The sequence below is a fragment of the Cupriavidus sp. R6-3 genome (assembly GCF_059772245.1).
The window spans coordinates 1-5,253 of sequence record NZ_JCBAJO010000278.1 but is presented as its reverse complement, the minus strand read 5'-3'; the positions used below and the strand labels follow the sequence as shown (position 1 = coordinate 5,253).

The window sequence follows — 5,253 nt, the reverse complement described above, 5'->3', positions numbered from 1 at the left end:
GCCTGGCGCGCGCGGCGGCTCGCCTTCGGCACCATCGACAGCTGGCTGCTGTGGCACCTGTCGAGCGAACGCGCCGTCGTGACCACGCCGACCAACGCCACCTCGTGCAGCGCCTACGTGCTGGCCGAGCACCGCTATCGGCTCGACTGGCTCGATGCGCTGGGCTTTCCCGCCGAGCTGCTGCCCACGCTGCGGCAGGACGCCGACGACTTCGGCCGCACGCGGGCCGATGTGCTGGGGATCGACGTGCCGATCCTCGCCTGCGCCGGCGACCAGCTGGCCGGTGCGGTGGGCCTGGGTTGCCTGGACGCCGGCCAGTCGATGTGCCTGCACGGTACCGGCAGCTTCGTCGACCTGATCGTCGGCCCGACGCTGCCGCCAGCGATGGGCCGCTCCGACAGCACGCTGACGATGACCGCGCGCCGCCACGGCGGCCAGTCGCACTTCTCGGTCGAAACCTTCGTCGCCACCACCGGCTCGGCGCTGAACTGGATCTGCGACAAGCTGCACTGGTTCGACGACGCCCGGCAGATCAGCGCGCTGGCCGCCGGCGTGTCGTCCTCCGGCGGCGTGACCTTCATCCCCGCGCTGACCGGCCTGCGCGTGCCGCGCATGGAGCCGGCCGCGCGCGCGGCGCTGAACGGCATCTCGATGGCGACCACGCAGGCCGAGATCGCCTACGCCATCCTCGACGGCATCGCGCATTCGGTCAGCTCCTGCATCGAAGCCAACCGCGACATGGCTGGCGTCGCGGTATCGAGCCTGCTGGTCGGCGGCGGACTGTCCGGCAGCGACGCGCTGCTGCAGATGCAGGCCGACCTGACCGGCCTGCCGATCCTGCGCATGAAGGAGACCGACCGCGCCAGCCTGCGCGGCATCGCGTTCCTCGCCGGCTCGTCGGGGCTGCTGTGGGACGACCTGCGGCAGGCCCGCGCCACCACGGCCGCCGACGCGGTGTTCGAGCCGGCGATCGGCGCGGACCAGCGGGAGGCGCGCCGCGCGCTGTGGCATGCGCGCATCGCATCGGAACTCGGGAACGTCGATGCCATTGCCAATGCCCACTCGCGGGCCCTTTCACAAGCCCACTCGCAAGCCCCCTCGCAGGCCGGCGTGCATGCCGATGCCCCGGCGGCCCAATAACAAGGAGAAGCAATCAACATGATGGTTCTGCCATCCCGAAGCGCCAGCCGCGCGCGCGCCGCCATGGCCAGCACCGAGCCCTTGCGGCTGGATCGCACGGAGCAGCTGGACCGGCTGCAAGGCGAGCGGTTCGACGTGCTGGTGGTCGGCGGCGGCGTCACGGGCGCGTACACCGCGCTCGATGCCGCGCTGCGCGGCTATCGCGTCGCGCTGGTCGAGAAGAGCGACTTCGCCTCGGGCACCTCGTCCAAGTCCTCGAAGATGGTGCACGGCGGCCTGCGCTATATCGAGCACGGCAATCTCCGCCTGGTCCGTCATTCGCTGCTCGAGCGCCAGCGCCTGCGCCGCAATGCGCGGCATCTGGTGCAGCGGCTGCCCTTCCTGTTTCCGGTGATGGAACGCGACGGCGTGTTCGACAAGCGCCTGGCCAAGGCCTTCGACAGCCTGCTGTGGACCTACGACCTCGCCGGCGGCTGGCGCGAAGGCATCCTGCACCAGAAGCTGACCAAGGCCGAGGTGCTGTCGCACTGCCCGACCTTCAACGAGCAATACCTGACCGGCGGCTTCATGTACTTCGACGCCCGCGTCGACGACGCCCGCCTGACGCTCAATATCGCGCGCACCGCGGCCTTCCATGGCGCCGCCGTGGTCAACCATGCCCGCGTGGCCGAGATCACGCGCGACGGCCACGGCAAGGTCGATGGCGCCATCGTCCAGGCCGGCGAGCGGGAGATCCGCGTGCGCGCCGGCGTGGTGGTGATGGCGACCGGCGTCTGGCTGCGCGACTGGACCGGCCGCAAGGCCGGCGAAGCGAAGACCCTGCATATCCGCCCGGCCAAGGGCGTGCATGTCGCAATCCCCTGGCTGAAGATCCGCAACGACTGCACGGTGACGATCCCGGTGCCCGGCCGCAACCGCCGCGCCACCATCACGCGCTGGGGCAATGTCTCCTACCTCGGCACCACCGACGAGGATTACGAGGGCGATCTCGACAACGTGCTGTGCACGCGCCGAGAGCTGGATTTCCTGCTCGAGGGCGCGCGCTCGGCGTTGAAGACCGACCTGCAGCCCGAGGACGTGGTCGGCAGCATCGCCGGCTGCCGGCCGCTGGTGGCGCCGCCCGGCGGCAAGACGCTGGAAATCCCGCGCGACCACGACATCCGCATCGCCGACGACGGCCTGGTGACCGTGGTCGGCGGCAAGCTGACGACCTCGCGCCATATGGCCGAGCAGACCATCGACGCGGCGCAGAAGGTCATCGGCAAGCGCGCGGCGTGCCGCACGAAATCGGCCTGGCTGCTGGGCGCGGCCGGCTACGACGCGCAGGCCATCGTCGCCTCGGGTGGCCTGTCGGCCCACCTGGGCGAGCGCTACGGCACCGAGGCCCGCTTCGTCAGCGACATCCTGCAGGCCGATCCGCACCTCGCGCGGCCGATCGTCGAGGGCCTGCCCTACACCGAGGCCGAGGTCGTCTACGCGGCCCGCCACGAACTCGCGGCCAATGTCGACGACGTGCTGTCGCGCCGCATGCGCGCCCGCCTGATGGCGCGCGACGCCTCCGCCCGCGCCGCCGCGCGCGTGGGCCAACTTCTTCAGGCCGAGCTCGGATTGTCCGAGGCGGCCGTGGCACGGCAGGTCGGCGACTACCTGGACGCCGTTGCCCTCGAAAAATCCGTTCTCATGGGAGATGCAGCATGATCAGCAAGGAAGCCATCAAGCGCGGCTACAACCGCGGCAACTACGTGGTCGGCGCGCACACGCCGCCGGGCTACGCCGCCACCATCGCGCGGACGCCCGACGCGCCGGGCCTGCAGCGCGATGCCGTGACGGTGGACGCCGCCACGCTCGCGGCGCTGCGGCAGGCCGCCGACGAGGTGCTGACCGATACCGGCAGCGTGGTCGCGTGGACGCGCGACTGGTGGGCCGGTTCGATGATGACCGAGACCGCCGGCAAGCCGGCGACGCCGCGCGCGGCGATCGTGCGCGTCTCCACCGTCGAGCAGGTGCAGGCGGTGATGCGCATCGCCAGCGAGCGCGCCGTCCCGGTCACCGTGTCCGCCGGCCGCAGCAATGTCACCGGCGCCGCGCTGCCGGTGCGCGGCGGCATCGTGCTGGACGTGTGCGGCATGAACCGGCTGATCGGCTTCAATCGCGATAGCCAGATCGTCGAGGTCGAGGCCGGCATGTTCGGCGACATCTTCGAGCAGACCATCCAGCGCGAGTACAGCATGACGATGGGCCACTGGCCGTCGTCGTATGCCATCAGCACCGTGGGCGGCTGGGTCGCGTGCCGCGGCGCCGGCCAGCTGTCGACGCGCTACGGCAAGATCGAGGACATGGTGTTCGGCATGGACGTGGTGCTGGCCGACGGGCGGCTCGTCACCGTCGGCGGCTATTCGCGCGCGGCGCTCGGACCGGACCTGCAGCAGCTGTTCATCGGCTCGGAAGGCACGCTCGGCGTGATCGTGCGCGTACGGCTGAAGCTGCATCGGCTGCCGGACCATGGCCGCGCCATCGCCTATGGCTTCAAGACCTTCGCCATCGGCCTGGAGGCCTGCCGGCAGATCCTGCAGCAAGGCGGCAATCCGGCTGCGCTGCGGCTCTACGACGAACTCGAGAGCGGCGTGCAGTTCGGCCTGCCCGACACCAATGTGCTGCTGGTCGCCGACGAAGGCGCGCCGGAGATCGTCGAGGCGGTGATGACGATCAGCGAACGCGTGTGCCGCGAGCTGGGCGAGCCGCTGGACGGCGATGCGATCTTCGAGCGCTGGCTCGATACGCGCTACCTGACCGGCAAGAGCGCCGAGGGCTTCAAGCGCAGCCCCGGCTTCGTCGCCGATACGCTGGAGATGTGCGGGCCGTGGAGCGCGCTGGCCGATATCTATCGCGACGTGGTCGCCGCGATCAACGCGGTGCCCGGCACGCTGGCCGGCTCCGCGCACCAGTCGCACGCCTATGTCGACGGCGCCTGCCTGTATTTCTCGCTGCGCGGCGAGGTCGCGGTCGAGGACCGGCAACGGTGGTATCGCGCCGCCTGGGATGCGGCCAACGCGGTGCTGATTCAATACAATGCCGCGCTGAGCCACCATCACGGCATCGGCCTGCTGCGCGCGCCCTATATGGCGCCGTCGCTGGGCAGCGCCTTCCCGCTGCTGGCCACCGTGAAGCGCGCGCTCGATCCGCACAACATCCTGAACCCCGGGAAGCTCGGCCTGACCGACGTTCTCTCCCACGAAGCCCGATAAACGCCATGGACAAGTCCCTCGGTGCACGCCTGATGCGGCATCCCGTCATTGCGACGCTGTACGGGGTCGAACAGGTCGACGCCTTCGTCGACAGCGCCGCCGAGGTGTCGATCGTCGCCAACGTCGAGCTGCGCAAGCTGCAGCCGGTGGTCGCCACGCTGACCCAGGCCGGCAAGTACGTCATCGTCAATATCGACAGCTGCGAAGGCCTGTCGCAGGACAAGGGCGGCGTCGACTACCTGGCCGACATCGGCGTGGCGAGCCTGGTCTCGACTCGCGTGGCGACCATCCAGCGCGCCAACCGCGCCGGCATGGTGACGATGCAGAAGGTCTTCGTGACCGACCGCTCGACCTGGCCGCGCAGCGTCAAGGCGCTGGAGCAGAGCGATCCGAACCTCGTGCAGATCATGCCGGCGCCGATGCTGGCGCATCTTCCCGAGGCGGACCGCAAGGGGCTGCCGCCGATCGTCACCTCGGGCTTCGTCTGCAACCAGGACGACATCCGCAGCGCGCTGGCCCACGGTGCGGTCGCGGTGTCGACCAGCGACCGCAAGCTGTGGCACCTGGAGCCGAAGGCGCTGAAGGGATAAGGGGATGAAGGGCTGAAGGGTTCAAGGGCGCGCGCACGGTCGATGCCAACGCATCGGCCGTGCCGCGCCGCTCTCCACGCTACTGCATGCCCGACGGCAGCTGCGGCGCGTGCACCGATACCCAGCTCCCGTTCTCGTACTTCTTCCAGTTGTCGCCGGCGTCGCGGGCGTAGAGTCCGTCTCCCAGCATCACCAGCCGCGTCGGATGCGGGGCGACCGGCGGCGTGCCGGCCGATTCGGGCGCCTCGCCCTCGATCACCCCTTCGGCGGCCGCGGTC

5 protein-coding genes are annotated in these 5,253 nt (G+C 70.2%); 4 read left to right on the top strand and 1 reads right to left on the bottom strand.

Annotated elements, in window-relative coordinates; translation table 11 throughout:
* The 4 genes from AC6EI8_RS23820 to AC6EI8_RS23805 all read left to right on the top strand — a co-directional run.
* Positions 1–1,140 (top strand): FGGY-family carbohydrate kinase (locus AC6EI8_RS23820; protein WP_498383049.1); only part of this gene is annotated, 1,140 nt, incomplete at its 5' end.
* 18 nt (positions 1,141–1,158) lie between these two features.
* Positions 1,159–2,838: a glycerol-3-phosphate dehydrogenase/oxidase gene (locus AC6EI8_RS23815; protein WP_498383048.1), complete on the top strand. Its 1,680-nt coding sequence runs from the start codon at positions 1,159–1,161 to the stop codon at positions 2,836–2,838.
* Positions 2,835–4,385: an FAD-binding oxidoreductase gene (locus AC6EI8_RS23810; RefSeq protein ID WP_498383047.1), complete on the top strand. Its 1,551-nt coding sequence runs from the start codon at positions 2,835–2,837 to the stop codon at positions 4,383–4,385. The genes AC6EI8_RS23815 and AC6EI8_RS23810 overlap by 4 nt, the downstream gene beginning before the upstream one ends.
* 5 nt (positions 4,386–4,390) lie before the next feature.
* A complete protein-coding gene (locus AC6EI8_RS23805; protein ID WP_149316074.1) occupies positions 4,391–4,975 on the top strand; it encodes a glycerol-3-phosphate responsive antiterminator in 585 nt (194 codons plus the stop codon).
* A 79-nt stretch (positions 4,976–5,054) separates the two neighbouring features.
* Here AC6EI8_RS23805 and AC6EI8_RS23800 read toward each other — a convergent pair.
* Positions 5,055–5,253: hypothetical protein (locus AC6EI8_RS23800; protein WP_498383046.1), on the bottom strand; the 199-nt coding region annotated here is incomplete at its 5' end.

What these genes read in the sequence shown, in the direction of transcription:
- AC6EI8_RS23815 (WP_498383048.1), top strand. Translation starts at nt 1,159, where the DNA reads ATGATGGTTCTGCCATCCCGAAGCGCCAGCCGCGCGCGCGCCGCCATG.
- AC6EI8_RS23810 (WP_498383047.1), top strand. Translation starts at nt 2,835, where the DNA reads ATGATCAGCAAGGAAGCCATCAAGCGCGGCTACAACCGCGGCAACTAC.
- AC6EI8_RS23805 (WP_149316074.1), top strand. Translation starts at nt 4,391, where the DNA reads ATGGACAAGTCCCTCGGTGCACGCCTGATGCGGCATCCCGTCATTGCG.